The 25,461-nt window shown below is 47.8% G+C and carries 21 protein-coding genes and 1 pseudogene; 14 read left to right on the forward strand and 8 right to left on the reverse strand.

Annotation, left to right across the window (positions count from 1 at the left end):
* Nucleotides 1-3: 3 nt before the first annotated feature.
* Nucleotides 4-1,386, reverse strand: coding sequence for a class II fumarate hydratase (locus ACN5NT_RS08600; protein WP_419175153.1), 1,383 nt, complete (start codon nt 1,384-1,386; stop codon nt 4-6).
* A 244-nt stretch (nt 1,387-1,630) separates the two neighbouring features.
* Nucleotides 1,631-2,005 carry a desulfoferrodoxin gene (locus ACN5NT_RS08605; RefSeq protein ID WP_419175154.1) on the reverse strand — a complete coding sequence of 125 codons (375 nt, stop codon included), beginning with the start codon at nt 2,003-2,005 and terminating at the stop codon, nt 1,631-1,633.
* Nucleotides 2,006-2,315: 310 nt separating this feature from the next.
* On the opposite strand from ACN5NT_RS08605, the gene ACN5NT_RS08610 reads away from it, so the two are divergent.
* The 10 genes and pseudogenes from ACN5NT_RS08610 to ACN5NT_RS08655 form a co-directional block, all read left to right on the forward strand.
* Nucleotides 2,316-3,437: an NAD(P)/FAD-dependent oxidoreductase gene (locus ACN5NT_RS08610; RefSeq protein ID WP_419175155.1), complete on the forward strand. Its 1,122-nt coding sequence runs from the start codon at nt 2,316-2,318 to the stop codon at nt 3,435-3,437.
* A gap of 315 nt (nt 3,438-3,752) precedes the next feature.
* A complete protein-coding gene (locus ACN5NT_RS08615) occupies nt 3,753-4,292 on the forward strand; it encodes a DOMON domain-containing protein (protein ID WP_419175156.1) in 540 nt (179 codons plus the stop codon).
* A 19-nt stretch (nt 4,293-4,311) separates the two neighbouring features.
* Nucleotides 4,312-5,130, forward strand: a complete 819-nt coding sequence (locus ACN5NT_RS08620) for an SCO family protein (RefSeq protein ID WP_419175157.1) — start codon at nt 4,312-4,314, stop codon at nt 5,128-5,130.
* A 36-nt stretch (nt 5,131-5,166) separates the two neighbouring features.
* Nucleotides 5,167-6,816, forward strand: a complete 1,650-nt coding sequence (locus ACN5NT_RS08625; protein WP_419175158.1) for a cytochrome c oxidase subunit I — start codon at nt 5,167-5,169, stop codon at nt 6,814-6,816.
* Nucleotides 6,817-6,833: 17 nt separating this feature from the next.
* Nucleotides 6,834-7,430, forward strand: coding sequence for a cytochrome c oxidase subunit 3 family protein (locus ACN5NT_RS08630; RefSeq protein WP_419175159.1), 597 nt, complete (start codon nt 6,834-6,836; stop codon nt 7,428-7,430).
* Between the two features lie 27 nt (nt 7,431-7,457).
* Nucleotides 7,458-7,748 carry a cytochrome C oxidase subunit IV family protein gene (locus tag ACN5NT_RS08635; protein ID WP_419175160.1) on the forward strand — a complete coding sequence of 97 codons (291 nt, stop codon included), beginning with the start codon at nt 7,458-7,460 and terminating at the stop codon, nt 7,746-7,748.
* Between the two features lie 12 nt (nt 7,749-7,760).
* A complete protein-coding gene (gene coxB, locus ACN5NT_RS08640; RefSeq protein WP_419175161.1) occupies nt 7,761-8,357 on the forward strand; it encodes a cytochrome c oxidase subunit II in 597 nt (198 codons plus the stop codon).
* Nucleotides 8,350-9,246: a UbiA family prenyltransferase gene (locus ACN5NT_RS08645; RefSeq protein WP_419175162.1), complete on the forward strand. Its 897-nt coding sequence runs from the start codon at nt 8,350-8,352 to the stop codon at nt 9,244-9,246. The genes coxB and ACN5NT_RS08645 overlap by 8 nt, the downstream gene beginning before the upstream one ends.
* A gap of 615 nt (nt 9,247-9,861) precedes the next feature.
* Complete coding sequence (locus ACN5NT_RS08650) at nt 9,862-10,371, forward strand: ferritin (RefSeq protein ID WP_136795929.1); 510 nt, start codon at nt 9,862-9,864, stop codon at nt 10,369-10,371.
* Nucleotides 10,372-10,538: 167 nt separating this feature from the next.
* Nucleotides 10,539-10,829: pseudogene (locus tag ACN5NT_RS08655) on the forward strand (hypothetical protein); the annotation flags it as partial.
* Between the two features lie 255 nt (nt 10,830-11,084).
* Here ACN5NT_RS08655 and ACN5NT_RS08660 read toward each other — a convergent pair.
* From ACN5NT_RS08660 to mnmA, 6 genes are all read right to left on the reverse strand, one after another.
* The gene (locus ACN5NT_RS08660; RefSeq protein WP_136795927.1) at nt 11,085-11,246 is read right to left on the reverse strand and encodes a rubredoxin; all 162 of its coding nucleotides are present in this window, start codon (nt 11,244-11,246) and stop codon (nt 11,085-11,087) included.
* 254 nt (nt 11,247-11,500) lie between these two features.
* Nucleotides 11,501-12,898 (reverse strand): NAD(P)/FAD-dependent oxidoreductase, encoded by a 1,398-nt coding sequence (locus tag ACN5NT_RS08665; protein WP_136795926.1) that lies wholly within the window; start codon nt 12,896-12,898, stop codon nt 11,501-11,503.
* 213 nt (nt 12,899-13,111) lie between these two features.
* Nucleotides 13,112-14,170, reverse strand: coding sequence for a recombinase RecA (gene recA, locus ACN5NT_RS08670; RefSeq protein ID WP_136795925.1), 1,059 nt, complete (start codon nt 14,168-14,170; stop codon nt 13,112-13,114).
* Between the two features lie 345 nt (nt 14,171-14,515).
* Nucleotides 14,516-15,754 (reverse strand): competence/damage-inducible protein A, encoded by a 1,239-nt coding sequence (locus ACN5NT_RS08675; RefSeq protein WP_136795924.1) that lies wholly within the window; start codon nt 15,752-15,754, stop codon nt 14,516-14,518.
* A complete protein-coding gene (gene mtaB, locus ACN5NT_RS08680) occupies nt 15,726-17,069 on the reverse strand; it encodes a tRNA (N(6)-L-threonylcarbamoyladenosine(37)-C(2))-methylthiotransferase MtaB (RefSeq protein ID WP_419175163.1) in 1,344 nt (447 codons plus the stop codon). Before mtaB ends, ACN5NT_RS08675 begins: the two co-directional genes overlap by 29 nt.
* A 41-nt stretch (nt 17,070-17,110) precedes the next feature.
* A complete protein-coding gene (gene mnmA, locus ACN5NT_RS08685) occupies nt 17,111-18,139 on the reverse strand; it encodes a tRNA 2-thiouridine(34) synthase MnmA (RefSeq protein WP_167495666.1) in 1,029 nt (342 codons plus the stop codon).
* A 183-nt stretch (nt 18,140-18,322) separates the two neighbouring features.
* Here mnmA and ACN5NT_RS08690 point away from each other — a divergent pair, with 183 nt between their 5' ends.
* From ACN5NT_RS08690 to ACN5NT_RS08705, 4 genes are all read left to right on the forward strand, one after another.
* Nucleotides 18,323-19,522: a peptidase U32 family protein gene (locus tag ACN5NT_RS08690; RefSeq protein WP_419175164.1), complete on the forward strand. Its 1,200-nt coding sequence runs from the start codon at nt 18,323-18,325 to the stop codon at nt 19,520-19,522.
* A 336-nt stretch (nt 19,523-19,858) separates the two neighbouring features.
* Nucleotides 19,859-21,475, forward strand: a complete 1,617-nt coding sequence (locus ACN5NT_RS08695; protein ID WP_419175165.1) for a fumarate hydratase — start codon at nt 19,859-19,861, stop codon at nt 21,473-21,475.
* A gap of 384 nt (nt 21,476-21,859) precedes the next feature.
* Nucleotides 21,860-23,746 carry a hypothetical protein gene (locus ACN5NT_RS08700; RefSeq protein WP_419175166.1) on the forward strand — a complete coding sequence of 629 codons (1,887 nt, stop codon included), beginning with the start codon at nt 21,860-21,862 and terminating at the stop codon, nt 23,744-23,746.
* Between the two features lie 439 nt (nt 23,747-24,185).
* Nucleotides 24,186-25,427 carry an aminotransferase class I/II-fold pyridoxal phosphate-dependent enzyme gene (locus tag ACN5NT_RS08705; protein WP_419175167.1) on the forward strand — a complete coding sequence of 414 codons (1,242 nt, stop codon included), beginning with the start codon at nt 24,186-24,188 and terminating at the stop codon, nt 25,425-25,427.
* The last annotated feature ends 34 nt before the right edge of the window (nt 25,428-25,461 follow it).

The following is a 25,461-nucleotide window of genomic DNA, read 5'->3' on the forward strand; positions in this document are numbered from 1 at the left end:
TTTCTATTTTTTACCTCCGTCCGCCATGTTTTCCGGATTCAATAATTCCTGCAGGAGTTCTTCCGGCAGATCAGTATGATCCCTGGCGACTTCCAGTATGGTTCGTCCCTCTTTCACCGCGAGCTTGGCGAGCTCGGCGGCACGAAGATAACCTATCTCCGGGTTGAGCGCTGTGACCAAAATCGGGTTTTTTTCTAAAGCTGCACTGGCTCGCTCTGTATCAATTGTCATGTCTCTGATCGCTTTATCAGCCAGGCAATGACAGCTTCCCGATATCAGCTCTATCGCACCAAGAAGGTTTGCTCCTATAAGGGGCATCATGGTATTGAGTTGAAAATTACCAGATTGTGAGCAGATAGTTATAGCGGTGTCATAACCAATAACCTGAGCCGCCGCCATGCATACCGCTTCAGGAATGACCGGGTTGACCTTGGCGGGCATGATGGATGAACCTGGTTGCAATGCGGGGAGCTGGATTTCGCCTATTCCGGAGAGAGGTCCGGAATTCATCAATCTTAAATCGTTGGCGATCTTGAACAGACAGGTTGCCGTGGTTTTGCAATGGCCTGAAATTTCAACTGCGCTGTCCATGCTGCTTAATCCCTTGTAGGCTGATGCAGCGGAGCTGAATTCCACGCCGGTCTCCTGGGACAGTTTTGAGATTGCAATTGCCTTGAAATCCGGATGGCAGTTTACACCGCTGCCGATGGCTGTGCCGCCAAGCGGGAGTCTGGTAATTCTGGCGAGTCCATCGTTGAAACGCTCACAGCACTCTTCCAGTTGGATGGCCCAGGCCTCGAATTCGGCTTGCAGGCGAATCGGCAGGGCGTCCATCAGGTGGGTTCTGCCGGTTTTCACCACGTCATGGTGTTCTCTGCCACGTACTCTGATGGTTTCGATCAATGTATCCAGTGCGGGTATCAATTGTGAAGTAATACCGACGGCTGTGGAGACATGGATGGCGGTTGGAATGACATCGTTGCTCGATTGCCCGAGGTTGACATGGTCGTTGGCATCTATTTCGGCCCCTTCAAGAGTGGCCAGGCGGGCGATGACTTCATTCACATTCATGTTGGTACTGGTGCCGGACCCGGTCTGATAGATTGGAACGGGAAAGTGATCGCGTAATCCACCTTTGAGGAGCTTGAGACAACTATTGACGATTGCGTGCCCCTGATCCTGATCAAGCAGGCCAAGTTCCATGTTGGTAATGGCTGCGATTTTTTTAACAAGGATTACGGTTGACAGGAACTGCCAGGGCATGACCAGAGAGGAAATTGTGAAATTATTTATGGCCCGCTGGGTCTGGGGCCCGTAGAGAGCATCTTCGGCTATTTCTACAGGACCCATACTGTCACGCTCTGTACGTTTTCCGCTGTCGTTCATATGATGCCCTCCTGTTGTAGCGCATTCACGTGTTGATACGTTGGTGATCTGCGTCGCATATGCATCACCAGAATTTTGTAGCCTGATACATGATATCAAACTATTGAGGAGGAGGAGTAGTGTCAATAGATGGTAGATTTCATTGCTATGAAATCACAATAAAAAGGTGGCACGCCGGTGGTTATGGCTTTCGGCATGCCACCTTTAATCGGTGGTGACTGATTGGCCTGTGGGATGGTGGTGACTACGCTTTCCAGAGCCCATGGAGATTGCAGTAGGCGCGTACGGTAACCTCATCTGCCTGAACAGGGAAGAATGCTGCAGGTTTGTCGCCAGGTGCGAGGAATTCCCGGTAAACAGTGCCATTGTCAATCAGTTCAATCCACTCGATGAAATGGGCATCAGTCATTGGATGATCGACAGAACCGACGTTTACCTGCCAGCCATCAGTTTTTTTCTCAAGAGCTGGAACATGCTTCTCAACAGCTGCATCGGTGGTGTTTTCGGTCATCAGGTCCATGTCCTGACCACAACAAACCAGATTGGAACCGCCGCCATTAAGCATTTCCACAATATTTCCACATAAATCACATTTGTACACTTCGAGTCTTTCAGGCATGATATAGTCCTCCAATTAAGAGAGAAATCTTTGATAACTACGCAACACCATAAAGTATACAGAAAGTGGCTGAGGTGTCCAATTGTATTCTTGGCAAATCGGGCGAGCACTTCAAAAGTCCCTGAATATCAGTGACGTTGAGGTATTATAAAAAACAGGCGCTTGTATCAAATATTCAGTGTAACCTACTCTGAAAGCATACTTTTCGCCTCTGAAGGATTGTGCTATTCTGGCAGTATTCCTGCCTGAAATGATGCTGTATTTTTGGAACTGCATCTCGAATGAAAGAGATAACTGTTGTACGGAGTGCATGATGAATGAAAATGGGAAGCACTTAGTACTTGCAGGGGCGGGCCATGCTCATATGGTTACCCTTAAAAACATTCGGACAATCACTGAACGCGGTCACAGGGTAACCGTAATCGGACCGTCACCAATTCATTATTACTCTGGGATGGGGCCGGGAATGCTGGGTGGTAGCTATCATCCGGAGCAGATTTCCTTCAAGAGTCAGCAGACGGTCGAAGAGCGGGGAGGCCTTTTTCTCTCAGACAGTGTTGTTCGAATTGACCCTGACCACAAAATAGTGCATTTACAATCGGGCCAAACTGTTTCCTATGATGTTTTGTCATGCAACCTTGGCAGCACGGTTATTCGGGAGTTCGAGTCTGAATCTGATAGAATAGAGGGTATATTTAGTTCGAAACCCATCGAGAGTTTGCTGGCAGCACGAGACTATTTCGGCAGAAACGGTAAAGATAAAGCCCTGAAAATAGTCGTGATAGGAGGTGGCCCATCGGCTGCAGAAATTTCCGGAAACCTGATGCAAGCAGCAGAACGATACAGTTTGCAAAAGCCGGAAGTGACTGTCTTTTGTCGTGGCGGGTTTATGACGAAGTTTTCAGAAAAGGTTCAGAAAGTTTGTCGTGAGTATCTTCAAAATCAGGGCGTTACAATACGTTTACGTGAGCCTGTGGTACGTATCAAGCCCGGAGCGGTGGTGAGTTGTCTTGGTAACGAATTTGAACAGGATATGGTTCTGTATGCACAGGGAGTGAAACCTTCCGCAGTTTTCGATGAATCCGGCTTGAAAACAGGGCCTGCAGGTGGCCTGTTGGTCAATTCATATCTGCAATCGCCGGAACATCCGGAAATATTTGGTGGTGGCGATTGTATCTATTTTGAACCTTCACCCCTTGATAAGGTTGGCGTTTATGCTGTTCGCCAAAATCCAATATTGTACCATAACCTGCTGGCGAGCCTGGAGGATAAACCATTGAGGGAATTCTCTCCCGGTGGCGATTATATGCTGATCTTCAATCTTGGTAAGGGGTATGGGGTCTTGCAGAAACGGGCACTATTCATAAAAGGCAGCCTGGCATTTCGAATTAAGGACTATATCGATCGTAAGTTTATCCGTCGATTCAGCTGATGATTTATGGCTTATCGCGTGAAGGAACTGACAATTATGCTGCAGTGTCTTGCATGCTCCTAGCAGTGTCTTGTAGTGTTTTAGAGATAATCAGGTGTTTTTTGACATAACGAAAATAGCAGCTGTTGCCGGAACGTCCCATAAGCTCGACTTATCTATTTGTCAGGGGGCACGATGAGGTAGGCTGCATGGAGAGCCCGGGACTATTGGCTAACCTCATGAAGATAGGATTATGTTTGACTTTTTCGCCAGTTTGACCGAACGTTAAAGGTAAAAGAATTATACATCTTTGATAGTAGAAAAGGAGGAATTCTGATGCGCAACCGCTTATGGAACATCTTAATAGCAGGAATGTCTTTAGCTGTCATTTTTGGTTCGCAAGCTGTAGCTGCGGAATACGATCACACTGTTGAGGCAAAAAACATATCCTTTTCATGGAAAATTGATGGTGACAATCTTGCCGGGCAGGTGAGTGCCAAGACTGAAGGCTGGGTTGGGGTAGGGTTCAATCCTTCAGCTAAAATGAAAGATGCCAATTACGTTCTTGGTTACGTCAAAGATGGCAAGGTAACGATTGTCGATGAGTTCGGAGTTACCGCCACAGGCCACAAGGCTGATGACAAGGTGGGCGGCACCGAAAACGTAAAGGTAGTCGGCGGTACTGAGGAAGGAGGCATGACCACCATCGAGTTCGTCATCCCGCTGAACTCAGGTGACGAGAAAGACGGGGTTATAGATCCCAACGCAGATACCTTGTTGCTCCTGGCGTATGGAGGAGGACGCGATAGCTTCAGAGCCAAGCATAAGTATCGTGAAGTTATGACCGTTAACCTCGGTAGCGGTGAGGTGAAGTAGTCTTTCGATACTTCTTGCTATGGTCCGTTCAGGTGTACTATACCTTGCTGTTATCCTGCAGCTGCTGTCGCTGCCGTTTGTAGCGGCAGCGACAGCAGAGCAGGATGAAGTCAGCGAGCTTCCCCGTGACATCAATCGTGAATGGGTTACGGAAAAGCGTGGAGAATACATCCCGCTCGATGCAAAATTTTTAGATGAGCACGGAAAGGAAGTAACGCTCGGAGAAATTATAGATCGGCCAACACTGATCCTGCCGATTTACTTTTACTGCCCGAGTTCCTGCAGCGTAAACCTGGCAAATATGGCTGTGGCCATGAATCGCCTGAGTTTTGATCCCGGTGATGACTATAAAGCTATTGCCCTCAGCTTCAGTCATACGGAAACACCAGAGATAGCGTCGCAGGCGAAGCGGAATTACCTCAAGCTTACCTTTGATGGTTTTCCGGCTGAGGAGTGGTCTTTCCTCACCGGCTCAGCTGAAGAGATTAAGCGTGTTACAGATTCGCTGGGATTCAGGTTCAAGCGCATAGATGATGAAACTTTTGTGCATCCTTCGGCGATGATTGCTGTGGCAGCGGACGGTAAAATTATCCGTTATGTGTATGGCTCATTTATTTCCGGCGACATAGATATTGCAATATCTAGTGCCCGGGAGGGTATTCCCATCCTCTCGGTACGTCGGTTTCTGGAATTTTGTTTTAATTATGACACCAGCGGCAAGAGAGCGATTTATCAGAACGTGAAAGTGGCGGTCCTGATATTTTTTGCGGTAGTTCTCGTAGGCGTTTCCATCTATTACCGTAAAAAACGAAGGCGCGGCGGAGGACGGGCGAGGTAAACGGTATTCCCAGAATTGCAACCTTGGTGTGCAACCATGACTCAAGTAGCATCATTTTTCGAAACCCCTTCACCATCTCATCTTACCGGCATCAAAGCCTGGCTTTTGACCCACGACCATAAAAGATTGGGGCTGATGTATATGTGGGCGGTGCTGTTCTGGTTCTCATTGGCCATGATTGTCGGGCTGTTGATACGGACAGAATTGATGTCCCAGGGGAAAACCCTGATGGACGCGGATATGTATAACGCCATGTTTACCCTGCATGGTGTCATTATGATTTTTCTCTTCATCATTCCGGCAATTCCAGCGATCTTCGGTAATTTTTTTCTGCCAATCCAGATCGGGACAGACGATGTGTTTTTTCCCAGGCTCAACCTCTTTTCCTGGTATCTGTATATGTTTGGCGGAGTGCTGGCGGTATTGTCGCTCTTTACCGGGCAGGGGTTTGCCGATACAGGCTGGACCTTCTATGTACCATTCAGCGTATCTACTGAGCGAAACGTCACACTTACGGTGAGCGCTGCCTTTATTCTCGGCATGTCTTCCATGCTCACCGGTCTGAACTTCGTGACAACCGTGCACCGAATGCGGGATAAGGCCATGGGCTGGATGCAGATTCCACTCTTTACCTGGTCGCTGTATGCCACAGCCTGGGTGCAGATCCTGGCTACGCCGGTGATCTCCATTACCCTGGTGCTGGTGGTAATAGAGCGACTCCTCGGCGTAGGATTATTTGAGCCGGATAAGGGTGGAGACCCTATCCTGTATCAGCATCTGTTCTGGATGTATTCCCACCCTGCGGTCTATATCATGATTCTGCCGGGCATGGGAGTGATCTCGGAGATAATCCCGGTTTTTTCAAGAAAGGCGATATTCGGCTATAAGGCGATTGCCGGTTCTTCAATGGCCATCGCGATTGCCGGGTCATTGGTTTGGGCCCACCATATGTACACCAGCGGCATGAGTGATGTCTCAGTCTTTGTCTTTTCCCTGCTCACGTTCCTGGTGGCGGTCCCTTCGGCGGTTAAAGTGTTTTCCTGGGTGTCCACCATGTATAAGGGGGCGATTGAGATGAGTCCGCCGCTGTTGATGTCGCTGATGTTCATCTATCTCTTCAGTGTGGGCGGACTGACCGGGTTGGTGCTTGGTGCTGCCGGTCCGGACATCCATGTCCATGATACCTACTTCGTAGTGGCTCATTTTCACTTTGTGATGTTTGGCGGAACCGGCTTCGCCTTTTATGCAGCATTGCATTACTGGTGGCCAAAGATGTTCGGCATTATGTATGACTTTAAAAAAGCGTATATCGGCATGACCTTCGCCTGTGTAGGTTTCATGTTCCACTATATGCCCATGTTGGTTCTTGGGTTGCAGGGAATGCCGCGCCGCTACTATGACTATCTGCCTCAATACGAGGGCGGAAATTTTGTGGCGGGGATCGGTGGCTATGTGATGGTATTCGGTTTTGCCCTCATGCTCTATAACCTGATAATCAGTTTTAGAAAGCGGGTTCCTGCTCCAGCAGACCCGTGGGGTGGCCCAACCCTCGAATGGTCGGTACCATCGCCACCACCACTGTTGAATTTTGTCGATAAACCGAGGGTAAAGTCCTACCCGTACGATTTTAGTGAGATCCTCAAGCGGGAAGAGGACGCACCTGGACCTGAAAGCGCAGCAGATTAAACAAACAAGGAGAGGTCATGTCAACCAGATACGATACTACTGGAATAAAGGTGGGCATGTGGATCTTTCTCTACTCTGAGATCATCCTTTTCGGTGGCTTGTTTGTGCTCTACGCAGTCTACTTTTACCGCTATCCGGAATTTTTCGTGGAAGGTGGTAAGGAATTGAATCGTCTCTTTGGTTCTGCCAATACTATCGTCCTGCTGATTTCAAGTTTTACGGTGGCGTCATCCATTACCGCTCTGCAGCTTGGTAGAAAAAAACTCACTATTGGCCTGCTTTCCTTTTCTCTTTTTTGCGGGTTCATCTTTCTTGTGAACAAGTATTTTGAATGGGGCGCCAAATTCCACCATGGTATTTACCCGAATTCGGAAAAATTGGTAGAAGGGGAACCGGGGATAAATATTTTCTTCGGACTCTATTACGTAATAACCGGCCTGCATGGACTGCATGTGATAATCGGTATGGTGCTGCTTGCCATCAGTTTGGTGATGGTTGCAAAAGATATCATTACCCCCCAGCGAATAGCCATGCTCGATAACTCTGGTCTGTACTGGCATCTTGTCGATCTGATCTGGATTTTTGTTTTCCCGTTGTTTTATCTGGTGCTGTAAAGGAAGGCAACGATATGGAGGAGTGTAATGGGTGAGCATGGAACACACCATATTCTGAGTTATGGCAAGCTGGCCGCGGTTCTGGGTTGTCTGTTAGTGCTCACGCTGGTGACCATCTGGGTCTCATACATTGATCTCGGTTTTTTCAACGTGCCTGTGGCAATTGGCATTGCCTCCACCAAAGCAACTCTGGTGCTGCTCTTTTTCATGCACCTTAAATATGAAGGGCCGGTCATAATCTGGTCTTTTGTTAGCGCGGTTATTTTTTTAGCTATAATGATAACGTTCACTTTTTGGGATGTGGCGTTCAGATATTAAGTGGAGACCATTATGATTCCGGGAAAAGGTGTTGACCAGGCACTCTGGTACATTCTTGGTATTTCAGCAGTCATGCTGGTTGGTATAACCGCGACGATGATCTACTTTGTTATACGCTATCGGCGGAGTATACATCCGGTGCCGCAAGATATACGAGACAACGTACCTTTGGAAATTGCCTGGACTGTGATTCCAACCTTTATAGCCCTCTCGATGTTTTATATCGGCTGGCAATCCTACATTGGATTGCGTGCTGTTCCAGAGAACGCAATCGAAATAGAAGTGCTTGGACAGCAATATTCCTGGATTTTTCTATATGAAAATGACAAAGAAACGGAAAACATCCTGGTTGTCCCCCTGGGACAACCCATTAAGTTGAATATAACTTCAATAGATGTTCTCCATAGTTTTTATATCCCGGCATTTCGTGTCAAGGTGGATGCTGTGAAGGGCATGGAGAACTATGTCTGGTTCAATGCGGATGTTCTTGGTGAGTATGATATTCTCTGTACTGAATATTGTGGCACGGAACATTCGGCCATGGTGGCAAAGTTGAAGATAGTTCCCGAAGAAGAGTATCTGGTTTGGCTGGAAAGTGAGGATGAATGAGATCAGAAATGATTCCAACTGCTCTACATTTCACGTAGATCTTCTGCATACAGTTTCTGCAGGCAGGCGACTTGCTAAGGTACCGCTTTGTTTATTGATCGCTTGTTCGACAGCATTTGGTGCCAGCCTGGCACCAGGTTCCAGTCTCTCAAGTGGATGGGCAGTGTCGGTAGGTGTGTTTCTGTTGGCAATGGGGGCTGCGACGCTGAATTCGCTGCAGGAGGTGGCTTCAGACAGTCTGATGCAGCGAACCAGGAACAGGCCACTGGTGCGGGGGGAGTTGTCTGTTAAATTTGCCGCTCTGCAAACAGCACTCCTTATTTGCAGCGGAATGGCAATTCTGCAACTGGCAAGTATCTCCGGAGTATCACCTGGCCTCGGTTTTGTGGCATTATTCCTCTATAACGGCTTTTATACTCCGCTCAAAAAGGTAACCCTGTATGCTCTGGTTCCGGGCGCAATCTGTGGAGCGATACCTCCCCTGATCGGTCTTGCGGCCATGGGGGGAGAGCTGCTGTCACATCAGGCATTATTACTTTTCGCTTTACTCATCTTGTGGCAGATCCCACATTTTTTTCTGGTGCAGCTGCAACACAAGCACGATTATCTGGCCTCGGTACAGCCCAGTTTTCTGCAAAAATTTTCAGAGACTGGATTACGAAAACTGGCAGTCGTCTGGATCAGCTCGCTCGGCTTTGTCATGCTGTTATTCACCATTTCTCCAATGGTAGAAAGTTTCAGGCAATGTGGCCTGATTGGCCTAAATGCAGCGATTTTTACTATCATGATTTCTCGCCAATTACTTTTGCAAAAGAGCAGGAACTATAAAATGCTCTTCATCTCCCTGAACACCATGTTGGTTTTTCACATGTTGATTCTTTCGTTTTGACCACTATTCTTTTGTTATTATAACTTGATCTCAGCTGCACGGAGTGAGGTATAACGACTAAGGTTGTAGAGGTAACAGCGTGTGGATTAAAGGCTTTTCTTCACCAGCAGATAAGCATACTGATTCCAGGGTGGGGCACCAGCCAATCAGTTACATCTCACCTCTCTTGTCTATCTCCTCATTTTTCCATATCGCGGGTTGATGGTGCTCTGATTCCTTTTTATCCCCGGGTTGCTGTTCGATAAGAATATTCAGGCTAAGGACAGAAAAACTTTGCAATAATGATTACTAATATTATCATGATTGGAAGTCAACAGGGGGGTGATCAGGCACGGAGTGATAGCATCGCCCCCTAACTCAGAATTATAGAAATTTATGGATTGATGCATGCCGAAATCTAAATGCTGCTTGAAATACAGGAAAAAAGGGAAGAAGTGTAAGGGGTGTCCAATAATCGCACTTGAGGATATATTTGGCAAAAAAGGCAAGAAATCTTTGAAAAAGAAGGACAAAAAAAAGAAAGATAATTAGTGATACACCTGACATTACACTTCGTGTGTATCAAATGAACTGAAATATTAAAAAACCCGTAACCCCGAGCAGGAGGATTATTGCATGATTTCCCAGAATATGGCCGACGCCCTGAACGAACAGATTAACGCAGAACTTTTTTCCTCATATCTTTATCTTTCCATGGCCGCATGGTTTGCCAAAACCGGATTACCTGGCTTTGCCAACTGGATGCGGGGCCAGGCAAAGGAGGAAAACTTCCACGCTGAGAAGATGTTTGATTATCTACTGGAGCGGGGAGGTGAGATTGAGTTGAAGGTGATCGATAAGCCACAGACAAATTGGGAGTCTCCCCTCGATGCTTTTCAGGCGGTTGCCGACCATGAGGCCAAAGTCACTGGTCTGATAAACGATCTGATAAATACAGCTCTTGATGAGCGTGATCATGCATCCAATATCTTCCTGCAATGGTTTGTCTCTGAGCAGGTGGAAGAAGAGGCGAGTGTTGGTGAGGTGCTTGATCGTCTGAAACTGGTTGGTACTGATACCGCAGGTATGTTTGCCATGGATATGGAAATGGCTAAGAGAGTTTTTACCGAACCTGCAGGTATCTAGTGTAGATATCCGATTTCAATTAAACTCCTGTACAATCGAGTCGCCTTCTGTTGCCATGAAGTTGTGCCGGCACGAAGGCGGCTCTTTGGATACCCCACAGAACAAGGGCAGAAAATATGAAAATTGATTGGGCATACTTACGAAAAGGCTGAGTATCCTGCAAAAAAGCCGGGACGGTTTTTTCAGAAAGTGGTTTGGAGATTAACGAAGAAGTCAATGCCGCCAAAAGTACCATATCCGGTGACGATGTCTGGGGCCTGGTTGAAGGGGCTGAGAAAGTTGTGGTTACAAGTGGCAAGAAAATTCTGGAATATAACCCGAAAACTGATGACAAGGAGGAGATTGTTGCAAAGATATCAGGTAGAACAGGCAATTTGCGAGCACCTGCACTGAGAATCGGCAACTCTTATTATATCGGTTTCAATGAAGATCTCTATGATCAGATCGGCAAGATGTGACAGTAACGCTCTAAGGACCTTACCTAACATGCCAAAGCCCCTTCAGAATTTTTCCTGAAGGGGCTTTGGTGTTTCATAAAAAATTACGGTGAAAATCCAGTAATTCTATTCATCAGACATTGTCTGAGAGGAATTACAGGCGAAGTGTTGTGGTTACAGGATAAGATGAGGGTGGCCTGATTTGGAGGAGCCCAAAACCGCTGCAAGGAAGTGTAAGGGTGGAGCTACCCTGCAGCGACTGATAATAGTCTCAGGTTAACCGTCGTATTTCCAGAAAGAGTCTTTCTCTGCACCGCAAACCGGGCAGACCCAGTCTTCAGGGAGATCTTCCCATGCGGTATCTGGCTCTACGCCATTTTCGTAATCACCTTCTGCCGGATCGTACACATAACCACAAGGACATTCCCATTTTTGCATTGTGAGCCTCCATAGTATTTAGCAATGATAATCGTTATCGTTTAATAGTGATTATATCCTATTAATTTTCACTGTCAATAACAATCGACGTACAAAAATACATTTATTTTAAAGCAAATATTAAAAGACATAAGCAGGCTATAAACGACTTTCTTATTTCTTATATTTAAAAGAAAATCATGAGTACAGTGTCCGCAACTGAAAGGCTGTCCTTGAGACTCCGCCGGATGAGAGACGGGATAATGGCTGGAGAATCAGGAGTAGCGTCGAATGATTTCCTTGGAAGGAATAAGGGCAGTTGCGGTCGCGGAAACAATATTGCCGGCAACACCTGGACCATCCCCAGCGACGAACAATCCCTTGATGGAGGTCTCAAGGTTGTTGTCAGACTCTACCTGGGTAGCAAAAAATTTAATCTCCGGGGCATAGAGCAGGGTCTCATCATTGGCAACACCGGGGATAACGTTGTTGAGTTGCTGCAGGCCATCCATCAGGTTGGTCAGGATTCGCTCGGGAAGAGCCATGGCGATATCGCCACAGGTTACGTTGGTTAAAGTCGGCTCAATATAGCTGTTACGCACTCTGTTCCAGGTAGACCGTCTGCCACGTTTGAGATCTCCATAACGTTGCAGTATTGGTTTGCCACCACCAATGAGAGTAGCCAGTTTACCTATCGATTCACCATAGGCCTGATTGTCCTCAACCGGGTCAGTCAGAACCACTTTCGACAGAAAAGCAAAGTTGGCGTTTTCTGATTTCCTGTCCATATAGGCATGGCCGTTGACGCAGACAAAATTCTGATAATTTTCGAGAGCGACGAAACCGCCAAGGTTGGTACAGAAGGTTCGTGTCTGGTCGTCATATTTGTTGGTGCGCACAAAAAAAGTCGGATCATAGATGATGTCGCAAAGATCCTGCATAATCTCGTTATGGACCTCAACACGAACTCCCACCTCTATGCCGCGCTGGGAGACGGAAAGATTATTTTCACGAGCTATTTTACCCATCCACTCAGCACCGACCCTGCCTGGCGCCAATATGACACTGGCCGCTTCATAAGTGCTGCAGTTGGTTCGTACTCCAGCCACATGGTCTCCAGCGACAATTATTGACTCCACCTCTTCAGAATGATGGAACGTCACTCCCTGGGCCTGCACATAATCGGCCATGGCGGCAATATGGCCTGGCAGGTTGTCACTGCCAAGGTGCTTCTGTTTGATTATGAGGAGATCTATCCCCTGTTTTCTAGCATATTTGCGGATGTCCTTCGCGGCTTCCATATCGGTGGGATACACTGCTCCATCCATGTTGAAACGGTTGTATATCCCTTCAGTTTCATCTATAAGCTGCATTGCCTCAGAGGTTGGCATGAATTGGGTCAGGTCGGTTTTGCCAAGCTTATGGATGAAGTTGAGTTTGCCGTCGGAAAAAAGCCCGGCACCGCCAATTCCGCAGAGGATATTGCACGGCTTGCACTTCACACAGCCGTGATCCTTAATGGGACATTGCCGTTTTAAGGGAGCTTTGCCCTTTTCTATGAGAAGTACGCTGAGGCTGGAGTGTTCTGCAAGATAGTAGGCAGCAAAAAGACCGGCGGGACCTCCCCCTACAATAATGACATCGAATCTTTTAGCTGAGCCTGGTACCGGCATAATATGATCCTGTAGAAAAAGAAGTCAGTACATTGAGGTCCGAAGCGCAGAACCACTCCGGACGATGTACGCAGTCAAGTACATTCTACCTGAAATGGCAGGAAATCATTATCAGAATCGGTTGAATTCGGGTAAAAAAAAGCCCCTGTGGGCTGACCACAGGGGCTGATCTGTCGCATGGTGCACAGTTTTAGAAAAGGAGCTGAGTATGAATTACTTTTCTGCGGCTTCAGCAACCTTGGTATCTGCAGTTTCGGGTGGCAGGCTGACTGGCTGCATGCCAAAACCCATTCTCACCTTGTTTTCGATATCAAGGGTCATTTCCGGGTGATCTTTTAAGAACCGCTTGGCATTTTCACGGCCTTGACCAATTCGTTCATCCTGGTATGAGTACCAGGCACCGCTCTTATCAACGATGTTGTTCTCAACAGCCAGATCAAGCAGATCACCGGTCTTAGAGATACCTTCGCCATAAATGATATCGAATTCGGCAATTTTGAATGGTGGTGCGACCTTGTTCTTGACAATTTTGGCTTTGGTCCTGTTACCGATAGCTTCCTGGCCGTCTTTAATCTGACTGATCCTTCGGATATCGATACGCAGGGAAGAGTAAAACTTCAATGCGTTACCACCGGTAGTTGTCTCCGGGTTGCCGAACATAACACCAATCTTCATACGAATCTGGTTGATGAAGATCAGTACAGTATTGCTGCGGTTCAAGACGCCGGTGAATTTACGCATGGCCTGAGACATAAGGCGCGCCTGAAGGCCGACATGGGAGTCACCGACATTACCGTCGATCTCGGCACGTGGTACCAGGGCGGCAACAGAGTCGATGACGATGACATCAACACCGCCGGAGCGAATGAGAATTTCGGCAATCTCAAGAGCCTGTTCACCGAAGTCCGGCTGCGAAACGAGCAGGTCGTCAACATTTACTCCCAATCGTTCTGCGTAGCTGGTATCGAGGGCGTGTTCCGCATCGATGAAGGCTGCGGTACCGCCGTCTTTCTGGGCTTGTGCGACAACGTGCAGTGCCAGGGTGGTTTTACCGGATGATTCCGGGCCATAGATCTCGGTTACCCTGCCTTTTGGCAGACCACCGACACCCAGCGCCAGGTCAAGACTGAGGGCACCTGTGGGGATCACAGGGATGTTCTCAGACTCCCGGGTACCGAGGCGCATGATAGAGCCTTTACCAAACTGGCGGTGAATTTGGCTGATAGCGTTTTCGACGCTGTTTCCTTTATTTTTATTTGCACCTGCTGCCATATCATTTCTCCTGAATGAGCAAAGGTTAATTCGGTTTGAGTATTCAAACCAGCATATGTACCATAGATATACGACTTTGGATATTGTAGAGATAGGGTATTACCAAAAACCAACAATATCGGAATTATCACCGTTAAAATAAGGAGCTATCCCGAATTTCTCATCAGTTCAGACAGTGCTGGCCTTAGCGACAGTCACTTAGAACCATGCTTTCTGAGAACGTCGGGCTCTTTCTAATCTTCGTCATGAGTATGACATAGGTGGGGTATCATATAGTGACCCACCCGGCAGATTATTTTTCAGTGGCGGAATTTTTTTTATAATTGTGGCTGAATATATCAGGAGTTATGGGTGGAGAAGATATTTTCGGACCAGATCGAGACCTGTCTGGGCGGTAAGCTCACGAACCTGATGGCGGTTTCCTTCAAAAAGGAACTTGGAAACCCAGTTACTGTTTGGGGTGGCAATGCCAATATAAACTGTGCCTACAGGCTTATCCTCAGTGCCACCGTCTGGCCCGGCGATACCGGTTACAGCTAAACCTATATCAGATTCGCTTCTGGTACGCACTCCAACGGCCATCTGCTCAGCCACCTCACGGCTGACCGCACCACATTTTTCAAGTGAGTCCTGGCGAACACCGAGGTAGATGGATTTCAGGCTATTGGCATACGAGATAACGCCTCCAAGAAAATAGGCAGAGCTCCCGGGTATTGCGGTGAGTTTCTGGGATATCAGGCCGCCGGTACACGATTCGGCAACGGCGAGGGTCAACCCTTTTTCCCGCAACATGTTGCCTACAACCCGCTCCATGCTGTCACGATTGTGTCCATAAATGGCGTCACCAAGCACCGTGTCGATGGCCTGGCAACTGGATTGATATAGTCGTTTGGCATTTTCCGGTTCTTTATCCCGTATGGTGAGGCTGAGGTGAACTTCGGGGAAAACCGGGTAATAACCGATATGGGCTGAGCCATTCAGGTCCAGGGTGTCGATACGACGATTTACTTCAGACTCAGGAAGATTGAATATCCTGAAAATTCGTTGATAGGTCGAGAGGGCGTGTTCTGTGTTCCAGGTTGCCAGGCCCGGCAGTACATGCTCAACCAGCAACTGTTTCATCTGGCTCGGCACACCCGGCAAAAAATAGACCGGAGTGTTGTCCTGAACAAGCATATAGCCGGCCATGCGAGAATCCGGGTTGAGTACCTCGGCACCTTCCGGCAACCATGCGAGTTTCTCCAACTGGCCGACGGGGCCAGTTGTAATAGAATCAAGGTGTTGACGCACATTAGCCAATACGTCAAGATTGGGCAAAGTAGGGCGGTTCAGCGCTTTGGAGACCGCTTCGTTGGTGAGATCGTCATCCGTCATCCCGAGTCCGCCGGTGACCAGTACCGCGTCTACCCGGTCGATGGCACGCTTGAGTGCTTCCCCGATGAGTGCAGGGGTGTCGCCGATGGTGTGCATGGCATATATTTCATAGCCTGCCTCGAAAAGATGTCTGGCTGCAAAGCTGCTGGTTGTGTTGAGTATGCGGCCTGACGTAAGTTCATCACCTATGGCAATTATTTCCACTCTCATGATTTCTGCAAATCTCCCCTTTCACCTGTGCTCCGTCAATCTCAGTGAGTTGTACCTGGACGATGCATTTTTTCAGCGTATCTTCACCTTTAAAGCGGACAGGTACGTAATTATCTGAAAAACCCTTTAAAAAACCGTCACTATCTCGTTTACCTTCTACCAGAACCGGGACGATTCTGCCAACCTGGCGTTTATGGAAGATGTCTTTTTTTTGCGCCCCGAGTTTTCGAAGTTCGGCTACTCGGCTATCTTTTACGTTTTTAGGGACATCATCGTTGTAGGAGGCTGCGACGGTGCCAGGTCTTCTGGAGTAGGGGAATACGTGCAGGTAGGTGCAGCCTATGGATGCCAGGAAGTCACGGGTGTTGGTGAAGTGCTGCTCGGTTTCTCCCGGAAAACCTGCGAGTATATCAATACCGATCGCTGCCTCTGGTAATTTGGCCAGGCATTTCTCCACGACCGCGCGGAATTCCGTTGTTGTGTATTTGCGGTTCATCCTGCTGAGGATCTCATCATCACCGCTTTGCAAAGGGATGTGGAAATGCGGCATGATGTTGTTGCGAGTTACCATCAGGTCAAGCAAATGATCGGTGATTTCAGTGGGCTCAAGAGAGCTGATACGATAGCGGACATGCGGCGTCTCAAGAGAGAGTCGGTCGATGAGTCTGGTAATGTCCATTCCCTCATCGAGGTCCCGCCCATAATAACCTAGGTGAATGCCGGTAAGTACCAGTTCCTGGTATCCTTCTTCGGCAAAAGTCTTCGCCTGGGATATCACCTCACCGATAGGCAGGCTTCGACTTGGTCCCCTGGTGTACGGCACTATGCAATAGGTGCAAAAACTCTCGCAGCCGTCCTGAATGCGTAGATAGGCTCTGGTGCGGTCTCCAAACTGGCGTACCGGCAACCTGCAGATTTCACTGGCTTCGTTAATTGCACCAAGGAGCATCTGCTGCATCTCTACATCATAATCCACGGCAGTGGGTACCAGGATGTCTTTTTTGCTGTTACCGATAATCGAGAAATCCCTGCCTGCCAACTCTTCAAGTTGAGAGAGTTGTTCCGCGGCAATTTCCGCATAACAGCCGGTGATCATAAGCCGTGCATCAGGATTATTGCGAACGGCCTGGCGAACGGCGTTGCGTGATTGGGCGCCTGCATTGGCAGTTACAGCACAGGTGTTGATCACGACAATATCAGCTTCCTCTCCCTGGCGAACGACCATGTGACCGGCTTCGGTAAAGCTGGTCCGGAAGGCGGCGGATTCATATTGATTGACCTTGCAGCCAAGGGTGGTAAGGAGTACGCGTTTCATGACTTAATTAAATAGAATGAGTATAAAAATGGACTAGGTGTTTAGCAGGCGATAATCCCGGAGCCAAGTACTTCTTCTCCGTCATAGATCACTGCGAACTGGCCGGGGGTGACAGCTCTCTGTTCATCTTCAAACAGGATACGGCCTCTGCTTTCTTCTTGCTGCTCTATTTTTGCCGGAGAGCCTTTATGTGAGTAGCGGATTCGTACATTATAGTGTTTATCCAGATCTGGAACTTTGCCAGTGAGCCAGTGCAAATCGATTAGCTTGATTTCAGTGCTGAAGAGATCTTCGGCCTTGCCGACGATCAAGGTATTGTTGGCTGCATCTATGCCGGTAACATACCAGGGAGTGGCATCGGGGATGCCAAGACCACGACGCTGACCTATTGTATAACGAAAGAGCCCGTCATGCTCACCGACCATCTTGCCCTCGGTGGAGATGATTGGGCCTTTGACGATTTTTTCCGGATAGCGTGATTCCAGGAAGTTGCCAACCGATTCATTGCCGAGAAAGCAGATATCCTGGCTTTCCTGTCCCTCAAAATGGGTGAATCCGTGGCTTTTGACAAACTCGTAGGTTTCGGATTTATGTTTTGCTCCAAGCGGGAACAGAACCTTTGACAGCTGTTGCTGGGTGAGTCTTGAGAGAAAGTATGACTGATTTTTCAGAGGGTCGATACCGTCCAGCAGGTGGTAGCCGTTATCGTCCCGGACGATTCTGGCATAATGTCCAGTGGCCATGGAGTCCATACCTGCAGCGAGGATAGCTTCCTGAAAAAGCCCGAATTTAATCTCCCGGTTACAGACAACGCACGGGTTCGGGGTTATGCCTCCAAAGTAGGCGCCGGAAAAATAATCGAGCACCTGCTTGGAGAATTGCTCACGAAGATCTATTATGTGCAACTTGATTGAGAGACGTTCAGCCAGTTTTTCGACACGTTCTTTTTGAAATTCGAAATTGGGCTGAGCAAGGCGCATGAAAAAGCCTTCTATATTGTGTTGTTCACGAAGGATCAGGGCAGTGGCTGTGGAATCCACACCACCGCTCATTGCGATGCCTATGTTCATTCTATTCACTGATGTCCTTGCAATCCTTGGGATGTTCATCTATTAAGAGTGTGACAAAGGTGCCAACCGGCCGAAAAAAATAACGCTACACACTACTCGACTATGAAAGAAATTAAAAGCGACAATGGGGCTGTCCCAAAGATGCCTGAGTTACTGGCCCCGGCCGGAAATTATGAGAAATTGATGACAGCCGTTCACTATGGTGCAGACGCTGTATACCTCGGTGGTAAACACTATAGTCTTCGTGCTAAAGCTGGCAACTTCAATCCTGAAAAAATGCGTGAGGGTATCAACTATGCCCATCAGCATAATGTGAAGGTGTATGTAACGGTAAACATCCTCGCCCATAACGATGACCTTTCGGGTCTGCCGGATTATCTGCGCGAGTTACACGATATGGGGGCGGATGGCGTTATTATTTCTGATCCCGGGGTGTTGATGACAGCCAGAGAAGCGGTTCCTGATTTGCCCATTCACCTTTCCACCCAGGCCAATGTGACCAATGCTGCTTCGGCAGCGTTCTGGCTGAGCCAGGGGGCCCTCAGGCTCAATCTGGCAAGAGAGTTGTCGATGCAGGAGATAGCTGATATCTCAAAAGGCGTCAGCGGCGAACTTGAGGTGTTTGTGCATGGAGCTCTGTGTATCTCCTATTCGGGTCGCTGTATGCTCTCAAATTATATGACAGGCAGGGATGCCAATCAGGGCAATTGTGCCCACCCGTGCCGCTACAGCTATGCCCTGGTTGAAGAAAAGCGTCCCGGTCAGTATTTCCCTGTGGATGAGGATGAACGCGGTACCTATATTTTTAACTCGAAAGATCTTTGTCTGCTTGAAAGCCTGCCGCAACTGATAGCCGCCGGTGCCGATTCCCTGAAAATCGAAGGTCGCATGAAATCGATCTTTTATGTCGGAGGTGTGGTTCGCGTCTATCGGGCCGCGCTCGATTATCTGGCTGGTCTGCCCAAAGAGGCATGGGAAAAGCCTGAGGAAATCACCTTGCCGCAAGAATTTATGGAAGAGTTGCTCAGAACAGGTACCCGCGGTATCACCGAAAATTTCATAAAAGAGCGGCCGGGTTCCAGTGAGATGAATTACATGACCTCACGGGTTATTCAGACATATGAGCCGATTGCGGTTGTGCGTGATCTCGACAATGGCCTGCTGGTGGAAATACGCAACACTCTCTTTCCCGGTACCGAGGTGGAATATATGAAGCAGGGTGTGGGGGCTACTAAAGTTCGAATTACCACTTTTCGCGACGAAGAGGGCAAGACTCTGGAAAAGGCGAATCCGGGTAACAGGGTTTTTCTCACAACCGAGCCTGCGCTTGAGGACGTTGAGGTATTGGGGATTTTACGCAGAAAAATTGCGGACGATATGTAATTATTCCAGACTATCCTGAAATCCTATCTCTTTTTTGAATCAAACGAAAAGGCTGGATGCCAATGGCATTCAGCCTTTTTGGGTTGAATCGGCGGTTGCCAAAAAGGTCTGGCCAAAATATCGGCGGCGAGGTAAAACATTGTTCTGGTGAGAATAGTATTAAAATCCAGTCATTGTGTGCAGCTGTATCAGCGAATTATCATGTTGGCACCGGGCTGAATGTTTCGTTAATGCCGGTGAGACAGAGTTGTGATTGCAATTATTGGCACTATGCAGCTCTGATCACAGGGTAAAACAGAACGATATTCTAGAGAACGAGAGAAAGGAGCGCGAGAAATGGCAGAATTCTATTATCAGGACCCGTATCCTCTGGGCAAGGATGAAACACAGTACCGCAAGATTGCAGACTCTGAGAAATATGTAAGCATAGAGACTTTCAACGGTGAAGAGATCGTTTCAGTTGATCCTGAAGCGTTGACAGTGCTCGCCAATGAGGCGATGCGCGATGTTTCTTTTCTGCTTCGCTCAGCTCACAATCAGCAGGTAGCTAAAATTCTGGATGATCCGGAAGCTTCCACCAACGAAAAAGGTGTTGCCCTTGCTTTTCTGCGTAACGCAGAAGTAGCATCCAGATTTGAGCTGCCAATCTGCCAGGATACAGGAACAGCGACCATCGTCGGTAAAAAGGGCCAGAATGTCTGGACAGGAGCAAATGACGCGGAAATGCTCTCGAAAGGGGTCTTTAAGACCTACACTGAAGAGAATCTGCGCTACTCCCAGACGGTCGCCCTGGATATGTATACCGAAAAGAATACAGGTACCAACCTGCCTGCGCAGATTGACCTCTATGCCACCCAGGGACACCAGTATTCGTTCCTCTTTGTCTGCAAAGGTGGTGGTAGTGCCAATAAGACATATCTCTTTCAGGAAACAAAGGCGCTCCTGAACCCGGAAACGTTGAAATCGTTTCTGGTGGAGAAGATGAAAACTCTTGGTACAGCTGCCTGTCCGCCATATCACCTGGCATTCGTTATTGGCGGTACAAGCGCAGAGACCAACCTGAAGACTGTAAAGCTTGCTTCAACCAAGTATTACGATGCGCTGCCCACCACCGGCAATGAGTATGGCAGGGCATTTAGAGATATTGAGCTTGAAGACCAACTCCAGAAAGCAGCAGAACAACTCGGCATCGGGGCCCAGTTCGGCGGCAAGTATTTCACCCATGATGTACGCGTCGTTCGTCTGCCACGGCATGGCGCCTCCTGCCCTGTGGGAATGGGCGTTTCCTGTTCCGCAGATCGTAATGTCAAAGCCAAGATTACCAGTGAAGGCCTTTTTGTCGAACAGCTCGATAGTAATCCAGGCAGATTGATCCCGGAGAAATACCGCGGTAAGCATGAGCATGATGTGAAAATTGACCTGAACAGGCCGATGAAGGAGGTTCTTGCCGAGTTGACGCAACACCCTGTCGGTACTTCATTGCTTCTTACCGGCACTATTGTGGTAGGGCGTGATATCGCCCATGCGAAATTCAAAGAGTTGCTCGATGGCGATAAGCCCCTGCCTGAATACCTGCAACAGCACCCCATTTATTATGCAGGGCCGGCCAAGACTCCTCCCGGTAAACCTTCAGGTTCCTTCGGTCCGACCACAGCTGGCAGAATGGACAGCTATGTGGACCTGCTACAGACCAATGACGGTTCCATGATCATGATCGCCAAAGGTAACCGTTCTCAACAGGTTACTGACGCCTGTAAGAAACACGGTGGATTTTATCTTGGCTCGATCGGTGGTCCGGCAGCGATCCTTGCTGAAGAGAATATAAAGAAAGTTGAATGTATCGATTATCCGGAGCTTGGTATGGAAGCGGTCTGGAAAATCGATGTGGTTGACTTCCCGGCATTCATCCTGGTTGATGACAAGGGGAACGACTTTTTCTCTGAGTTGATGTAAATGCCCTGACACTGTTATTGATCATCACGTCACAAAGGCGGCATCGGATTTTCCGGTGCCGCCTTTTTTTATGCAGATTCACCTGTGAGGCCGGCGTGGATTTCTCATCAGCTATGAGAGTGTTGAGTTCTTACGTTTCTGGTTCAGGATTGGTGAAAAACTCAGAACAAGCGAGGTCAATATAGGATAAATTGGAAATAAGTTGTAAATGATGCATTAGATAGATAGGATTATGGTGTCGACTTGCAAATTAATATAAATATTATTGGACTGTTGAGTGAGTCTGCAGGTTGGAGCTCGAGGTGATGCGAGGGTTTTGTCATTTTGCGGAGAATGAGAATCCTCTGGTATATAGACACGCTAAAACATTTGGGGACATAGATTATGCAGAAATGGCTGAGCGAGGGCTTTAGCTGGAAGTTTGCTCTGGTGTTATGTGTTCTTGTTGGTTTAGCGTATCATTTTCTGGTCCTGGAACGGGCAAGGGTCGATCTGAAGATAGTTACCAAGACTGAATGCAATTTCAAAATTTACTGGGCTGAAGCAGGGCAGGACTTCGCAGAGAAAAGAATGGCCAGGATACGTATCAGTCCAGGCCGGGAACAGTACAATTTGTCCATGCGCAGCCTGAAAAATATCGAAAGACTGAGAATTGATACCCATGATTTTACGGGAACAGTGGCACTGAAGCATTTAGTAATTACCCAGCCAGGCCACAAACAAATACAGATGGTTTCAGAGAGCGCTTTAAAGCGAATGAAGCCGAAGAATGATGTGAAGAACCTCACCCTGGTGAAAGGTGGGGTGAAAATTGAATCTTCAGGTAATGACCCTACTTTCGAAGTGACCTTGTATCCGGCTGAGGTTCAGGCAACAAGTCGCATTGATGAATTTTACCGAGTGGCGATACTCTGCTGTATAATTCTTGCTATATATGCAACGGTAACGAGTTGTGGTGGCAATTACTCCTATGTGATCCTTTGCCTGGTGGTGGCGCTGGTGCTGGTAACAATTATGGCTATAACCAGCAAAAGTAATGTGCATCCCGATGAATACGTGCACGTTGCTGCGCTGAACTACTATAAGAGCCATTGGCTCCCACCGGAAATACTCGACGAAAAGGTACAAAGTACCTACAGCCCGTACGGGGTGTCGAGATTGAATACCGATGAAATCTATTATTTTGTCGCCGGTAAGTTTGCTTTTGCTTTTGAAAAAATGTTCGAGAACCCATATACCGCAGGCAGGATGGGCAATGTGATGCTGCTGCTGGCGATCATTTTGTATCTGGTCAAGGTTCAGCCAGCGAGGATAATGGCATTACCTCTCCTGATATCACCACAGATCTGGTATTTGTACAGTTACTGCAACTCTGAAGCATTTGCCTTGACGATAATGTTCTTTACCTCATGCCAGGTCGTCCTGCCGGACAGCACACTCCGGAAATATTTTGAGCAGAAAAGTCTGCCGCGTTGGCTGGTACATGGTGTCACCGTCGGATTACTCCTCGGCTGCCTACTGCTGTTAAAGAAAAATTTCTATTTTTATACGATATTTTTCGGGATAGTGGCCCTGGTCTCCTTTTACAATCTCATCAATGAGGCTGAGCCGGAAGAGAGAAAGATCCTCTACAAAAAGCTTGTTATCCTTACCCTCATGAGCGTTTCTCTGTTTGGCAGCAAAAAGCTCGTCGATTATCAGGTCAACGGACTGCACAAGAGCCTGCTGATCAATGAAGCGATTGCAGCGTATGCCAAACCCTTTTTACGGCCGGATGCAGATGCGGGCGTGCAGATGCAGAATATGATGCTGAAGAGCAAAGGGGTAACATTTACAGAAATAATACGAGATTACAGGTGGGGGGAGAGGTCATTCAGGTCATCTTTTGGTGTCTATGGATATCTTAATACTCCGGCCTCGGGATTTGTATATGGTGTGTTCAGGGTTTCCGCACTCTTGCTCGCTTGTTATTTCTTCATCACAATTTTTGTCAGGGGTTCAACGATAAACAAGCGCTATGCATTAGCTGCCCTGGTGATATCTGGCCTGCTGGTTTGTGTCTCGGCCTACCATTCCTGGACTGCGGATTTTCAACCACAGGGAAGGTACCTGTTCCCCATTGCTGGTATGCTGTTCATACTTTGTGGGCAGAATGTGAAAGTATTGAGTGAACGCTGGTTGAGTTTGCTGGTGGTATGGATGTTTTGTTTATCTACCTATTCATTTATAGCCGTGGCATTGCTGAAACTGCCACGTAATTATCTTTTGTAATAGTTTTACTCAGTGATACAAAAGAGTTGGCGGAGGAATAACTTCCCGGTCAACGAGCATTCGGGCTAACCTATCGCCATATGCACAGTGCCTCTCTTTAATAATCTTGCAGTCTTCATTCATTTTAAGGGTTGAGACTATATGATATTCCTTATATCATAGCATTTTCAATGGCTCTAGGTTGTTGAAAAATCACGATTCTTGCAGTGTCTGTTTTTTTATTTCAGGCTCAAAATAATCGTCTTTTTTTTCAGGAAACATCATTTCCCAATGGAAGTGTTTTCTGTTTCCTCAAATTTCGAAATTTTCACTTCTGGGATTGTACACCAGGACGCAAGGTGGTCAGCTCGCCTGTGGAGACGACAAAATCGTTTATTGTCTGCTTTCCTGAAATACGATCACCCCAAAAAAGATAAAAAAAGAGGAGTAAAAGAGATATATGGACCCTCAGTTTTCTGTTCGTTTTGCGGAACGCATGAACCAGCTCCCTCCATACCTTTTTGGTTTGATAAACAAAATGAAGATGGAGAAGCGTTGGAGAGGTGACGACGTTATTGATCTCGGCATGGGCAACCCGCTTGATCCCGCTCCGACGCCGGTTACCGAAAAACTGTGCGAGGTTGCAATCGACCCCAAGAGCCATCGTTATCCGGTGGCAGGCGGAATGAAGAATCTTAAACGGGAGATCGCCCTCTATTATAAGAGAAATTACGACGTTAACCTAAATGGCGAAAACGATGTGATTTGCACCATCGGCTCAAAGGAGGGTATCTCGCATCTCAGTCTGGCGCTGCTTGGCCCGGGAGATACCGTGCTTGTTCCTGCACCTGCATTCCCGATTCACGTCTATGCTGCTGTAATTGCTGGTGCCAACGTGCTGCGTATTCCGCTGAGTTCTGAAGATACCTTTCTTGCCCAGATAGATGAGATGGCAAGATCGCTCTATCCCGGACCCAAGTTGTTAATGCTCAACTTTCCGCATAACCCGACCGGCAAGTTGGTAACTAAGGAGTTTTTCGCAGAGGTAGTCAAACTTGCGAAAAAATATAACTTTATGGTTATTAACGACTTTGCCTATGCCAAGGTAACATATGATGGCTGTGTGGCACCGAGTTTTCTTGAAGTACCTGGCGGGATTGACGTAGGCGTGGAGTTCAGCTCTTTTTCTAAATCGTACAATATGGCCGGCTGGCGTCTTGGCTACTGTGTAGGTAATCAAAATATTATCGAAGGACTGGCCAAGATCAAGGGCTATTACGACTATGGAATTTTTTCAGCGATCCAGGTGGCGGGTATTGTGGCCATGCGCGATTGTGATGATTCCATCACCGAGCAGGTCGAGGTATACCAAAAACGTCGTGACGTTCTCTGTGACGGTCTTGTGCGTATGGGCTGGGAGGTAGATGTGCCAAAGTCCGGCATGTTTGTCTGGGTGAAGATCCCTGAACCGTATGATCGCATGGGCTCTGTTCGTTTCTCTGTGGAAATAATGGACCGTGCCAATGTTGCGGTATCCCCGGGCGCTGGCTTTGGTGAAGAGGGCGATGGATATATTCGTCTTGCACTGGTGGAGAATGAACATCGCACTACCCAGGCGCTCAAACAGATCCGCAGAGCCTTGAAAGACATCGACCAGGAAGTTGAAGCGGGCACCTTTGATCTTGACCAGAGAGAGGTGTAATTCTCTTTAGGTAAGTGGATATCAATAGTGCAGG

This window comes from Desulfosediminicola sp. (genome assembly GCF_048381775.1).
Taxonomy (GTDB): domain Bacteria; phylum Desulfobacterota; class Desulfobulbia; order Desulfobulbales; family Desulfocapsaceae; genus Desulfopila; species Desulfopila ganghwensis.

Excerpts from the sequence above, each read along its gene's own strand:
- ACN5NT_RS08625 (WP_419175158.1), top strand. The coding sequence starts at position 5,167 with ATGACTCAAGTAGCATCATTTTTCGAAACCCCTTCACCATCTCATCTT.
- recA (WP_136795925.1), bottom strand. The coding sequence starts at position 14,170 with ATGGCAGCAGGTGCAAATAAAAATAAAGGAAACAGCGTCGAAAACGCT.
- ACN5NT_RS08690 (WP_419175164.1), top strand. The coding sequence starts at position 18,323 with ATGACAGCCGTTCACTATGGTGCAGACGCTGTATACCTCGGTGGTAAA.
- ACN5NT_RS08620 (WP_419175157.1), top strand. The coding sequence starts at position 4,312 with ATGGTCCGTTCAGGTGTACTATACCTTGCTGTTATCCTGCAGCTGCTG.
- ACN5NT_RS08610 (WP_419175155.1), top strand. The coding sequence starts at position 2,316 with ATGATGAATGAAAATGGGAAGCACTTAGTACTTGCAGGGGCGGGCCAT.
- coxB (WP_419175161.1), top strand. The coding sequence starts at position 7,761 with ATGATTCCGGGAAAAGGTGTTGACCAGGCACTCTGGTACATTCTTGGT.
- mnmA (WP_167495666.1), bottom strand. The coding sequence starts at position 18,139 with ATGAACATAGGCATCGCAATGAGCGGTGGTGTGGATTCCACAGCCACT.
- ACN5NT_RS08700 (WP_419175166.1), top strand. The coding sequence starts at position 21,860 with ATGCAGAAATGGCTGAGCGAGGGCTTTAGCTGGAAGTTTGCTCTGGTG.
- ACN5NT_RS08675 (WP_136795924.1), bottom strand. The coding sequence starts at position 15,754 with ATGAGAGTGGAAATAATTGCCATAGGTGATGAACTTACGTCAGGCCGC.
- ACN5NT_RS08600 (WP_419175153.1), bottom strand. The coding sequence starts at position 1,386 with ATGAACGACAGCGGAAAACGTACAGAGCGTGACAGTATGGGTCCTGTA.
- ACN5NT_RS08630 (WP_419175159.1), top strand. The coding sequence starts at position 6,834 with ATGTCAACCAGATACGATACTACTGGAATAAAGGTGGGCATGTGGATC.
- ACN5NT_RS08705 (WP_419175167.1), top strand. The coding sequence starts at position 24,186 with ATGGACCCTCAGTTTTCTGTTCGTTTTGCGGAACGCATGAACCAGCTC.
- ACN5NT_RS08605 (WP_419175154.1), bottom strand. The coding sequence starts at position 2,005 with ATGCCTGAAAGACTCGAAGTGTACAAATGTGATTTATGTGGAAATATT.
- ACN5NT_RS08645 (WP_419175162.1), top strand. The coding sequence starts at position 8,350 with ATGAATGAGATCAGAAATGATTCCAACTGCTCTACATTTCACGTAGAT.
- mtaB (WP_419175163.1), bottom strand. The coding sequence starts at position 17,069 with ATGAAACGCGTACTCCTTACCACCCTTGGCTGCAAGGTCAATCAATAT.
- ACN5NT_RS08665 (WP_136795926.1), bottom strand. The coding sequence starts at position 12,898 with ATGCCGGTACCAGGCTCAGCTAAAAGATTCGATGTCATTATTGTAGGG.
- ACN5NT_RS08615 (WP_419175156.1), top strand. The coding sequence starts at position 3,753 with ATGCGCAACCGCTTATGGAACATCTTAATAGCAGGAATGTCTTTAGCT.
- ACN5NT_RS08635 (WP_419175160.1), top strand. The coding sequence starts at position 7,458 with ATGGGTGAGCATGGAACACACCATATTCTGAGTTATGGCAAGCTGGCC.
- ACN5NT_RS08650 (WP_136795929.1), top strand. The coding sequence starts at position 9,862 with ATGATTTCCCAGAATATGGCCGACGCCCTGAACGAACAGATTAACGCA.
- ACN5NT_RS08660 (WP_136795927.1), bottom strand. The coding sequence starts at position 11,246 with ATGCAAAAATGGGAATGTCCTTGTGGTTATGTGTACGATCCGGCAGAA.
- ACN5NT_RS08695 (WP_419175165.1), top strand. The coding sequence starts at position 19,859 with ATGGCAGAATTCTATTATCAGGACCCGTATCCTCTGGGCAAGGATGAA.